A 2998-nucleotide genomic window follows, 5' to 3' on the forward strand; every position below is an offset into this window, starting at 1 on the left:
TCCTCGGACACCGGCGAATCCGCGCCCGCCGGCCCGCAGTACTTCGCCTTTGGCGATGCGCTGAAACGCCGGGCCGTCGACGACCCGATTTCCGTGTTTACCGAGGCGTTCCGCGCGATCAAGGTCAGCGCCTGGCTGCAGGCCAATGTCCGCCAGACCAAGGTGATCGGGGTTACGTCGGCCCTGCCGGCAGAGGGCAAGTCGACCGTTGCGGCCAATCTTGCGAATCTGATGGCCGACGCAGGCCGACGCGTGGTCTTGATCGACGCGGATCTGCGCAACCCCACCCTCGCGCGATCGCTCTCGCCGCGCCCGCAAGCGGGCTGGCTCGACGTGATCAGCGGAAAGCTCGACCTGAACGAGGCGACCGGACGTGAGCCGACGACCGGCTTGGCCCTTCTGCCGTTGCTCCTGACCGAGGCTCCCGTCCATTCCGATGAGATCCTCGCCTCGCAGGGATTCCGCGATCTCCTGGAGCAGCTGCGCAAAAGCTACGACTACATTATCGTGGATCTGCCGCCGCTGGCGCCGGTGGTCGACGTTCGCGCCACCGTGCCGGCGATCGATTCCTTTGTGTTCGTGGTGGAATGGGGAGCCACGAGCGTCAAGACGGTGCGCCGTCATCTGCTCCAGGAAACGGAACTGCACGAACGCTTGCTGGGCGTGGTGCTGAACAAGGCCAATACCCGACTGCTCGAGCGGTTCGAGCAGCCCGGCATTTACCAGAACGGCTACTATATGAGGGGAGCCTAAAGCGCGACAACATTCGGATGGATCGTCATGGCGCTTTAGGTTGTTGTCTACGCACGATCTTTCCGGAGAACCGGTTCGCGCTTTACCCGATCATGCTGTAGCGGCGCAGCAGCTTGGCGGCGTGAATTCTGTTCAGCCGTTGTCCGGGCGCCGCATACGGGCACCTTGGCGCGAGCGAAGCTCCTCTTCGTACTTCAGTTTTTCGAGCAGCATATCGGTTACGAGTCGGCGCAATTGAGCGTTCTCGATCTCCAGCCGCTTGATCGTCTCCTCCGAACTCGCATCATTGGCTCCGGATCGCGGGGGGGTCTCAAGGTCGCGTAAACCGTTGCCCGAAGCTGGCGAAGATTTGAGCATCTTCTTCCAGCGATGGTACGTCATGATGCTGACGCCAAGCGCTTTGGATATCTCGCGCTGGGTTTTGCCCTTTGCCGCCAGTTCGTTGGCCTGCGCAAGCTTGGCCGAAATCTCGTCGGTGGCATGCCTTTTCCCAACCATAATGGGTCCTTTCAGGCCCGAATGCGCTAGCCCAAGTCTAGTAAGCGCGAATCGTGAACCTTTTCAATAGGCCCCCCGGACTTCCCCCGGCCATCGTTGCCCGAATGGCCGCCTCCTTGGATCTGCTGGAGGCACGGTCGGGCTGAACCCGCTGCGCTGCCCCGTCCCGGCGCCTGCCAGCTTCAGCATGAAGCGCTCTCAGTGCTGCGCTTGCAGGTCAATGCGGGAGCGCGACCGCATCAATACGCATTGCGTGGCCACATCAGCTCAACGGCCGTTCTGAACATGATGTAAACATCGAGCGTCAGGCTCCAGTTATCGATATACCATAGATCTAGCTCGATCCGCTGCTTCATCAATTCCAGCTGTGGCGTGCCCCCTCGATAGCCGTTGACCTGGGCCCAGCCGGTGATGCCCGGCTTGACATGGTGGCGGAACGCGTAGTTCGCGATCATCCGGCCGTATTCGTAATCGTGCACCAGAGCGTGAGGTCGCGGCCCGACGATGGACATGTGGCCCTGCAGCACGTTGATCAATTGTGGCAGCTCGTCGATGCTGGTCTGCCGCAGCAGCCGCCCGACCCTGGTTACCCTGGGATCCTGCTTGGTCGCCTGGACGACAGACCCGCCATCCTCCTGCACGCACATGCTGCGCAACTTGTAGATGACGAAGGGCTTTCCGTTGAAGCCATGGCGGCGCTGCCGAAAGATTACCGGTCCGTTCGACTCCAGCTTGATTGCGATGGCTGAAATCGCCAGGGGAAGTATGAGGATCAGCAGCGACGTCGTCGCCACGACGATATCGAGCAGCCGCTTGCTCATCCGGTCCAGCGCCGAGAGCGGAGCCGGCTGCACCTCGACCATGTAGAGCCGTTGCGACATCGAGGTCTGGTGCCGCAGCACCGTGGAGACAGCGCAATCAGGCAACAGCCGCACGGGAAGCGGGATTGCACGCAAGTGGCGGAGCACTGCGGTGACTGCCTGCGGAGCCGACCAGGGCAGCGCGAGGACGATCTCCTCGGCGCCAGCGTGACGGATCCGCGCCGTCATGGCCTCGCCTCGCTTCGCCTCGGATCCGGGGAGCAGGTCGTCGACACGCGGCAAGGTCACGCGGTCGATCTCCTGAAGCCCGAATCGGGTCAGCAGTTCGTTCCGGTCGAACTGTGCGAGTTCCGGGGCCGTTCCGACCACAACCACCCGCCGCCCACGAATGGTCCCCGTCAGCAGCGCGGCTCTAAGGCTGCGCTTCGCCATCCATCGTCCGCAGACCAGACCGGTAGCGGCAACCGCGACGAAGCAAAGCACCGATCCCCGCGAGACCTCGGCACCAGACTTGAAAAGGAACAGGACCACCGGGATAGTCACCGCCGCGATGCACCAGCCGGCCAGGACGCGGCCGCCGTCGCGCTCGGCATCCAGCAAATGGTTGTGTCGGTACAAACCCAGGAAGTGCGCGACGAGAACGTGGGCAAGGCTTGCGACCAATCCCATCCCTGCATAAAAACCGACATCGCCAAGGCCCCCCCCGAGGGCATGCTGATACCCGAGGCCGCCCAGTGCACCCGCCGCAACGATGATGGCGGCGTCGAGGGTCGCGAACAGCGGCTCGATCAGAACGAACGGAAGGGCAAGGTGAGGCCGCGATCGGGGCTCGGATGTCGCGGTCGATCTAGCCGTGTTGGTCAAGTCGGTCACAATGCACCCCCGGCATCGAAGTCGCGATCCCGATAACACGCGCATTGTACCAT

Annotated in this window: 3 protein-coding genes; 1 reads left to right on the forward strand and 2 read right to left on the reverse strand. The window is 62.8% G+C overall.

The annotated features are described in order from the left end of the window. A partial coding sequence (locus JHD07_RS36730) for a CpsD/CapB family tyrosine-protein kinase (RefSeq protein ID WP_291631093.1) occupies window positions 1–753 on the forward strand: 753 nt, incomplete at its 5' end. A gap of 132 nt (window positions 754–885) precedes the next feature. On the opposite strand, the gene JHD07_RS36735 is transcribed toward JHD07_RS36730, so the two are convergent. Both JHD07_RS36735 and JHD07_RS36740 read right to left on the reverse strand, forming a co-directional pair. Then, window positions 886–1251 carry a helix-turn-helix domain-containing protein gene (locus JHD07_RS36735; RefSeq protein WP_291631095.1) on the reverse strand — a complete coding sequence of 122 codons (366 nt, stop codon included), beginning with the start codon at window positions 1249–1251 and terminating at the stop codon, window positions 886–888. A gap of 239 nt (window positions 1252–1490) precedes the next feature. Then, window positions 1491–2945, reverse strand: a complete 1455-nt coding sequence (locus JHD07_RS36740) for an undecaprenyl-phosphate glucose phosphotransferase (protein ID WP_291631097.1) — start codon at window positions 2943–2945, stop codon at window positions 1491–1493. Between the last annotated feature and the right edge of the window lie 53 nt (window positions 2946–2998).

It is taken from the genome of Bradyrhizobium sp. (assembly GCF_016462955.1).
Taxonomy (GTDB): Bacteria; Pseudomonadota; Alphaproteobacteria; order Rhizobiales; family Xanthobacteraceae; genus Bradyrhizobium.

Excerpts from the sequence above, each read along its gene's own strand:
- JHD07_RS36735 (WP_291631095.1), bottom strand. The coding sequence starts at position 1,251 with ATGGTTGGGAAAAGGCATGCCACCGACGAGATTTCGGCCAAGCTTGCG.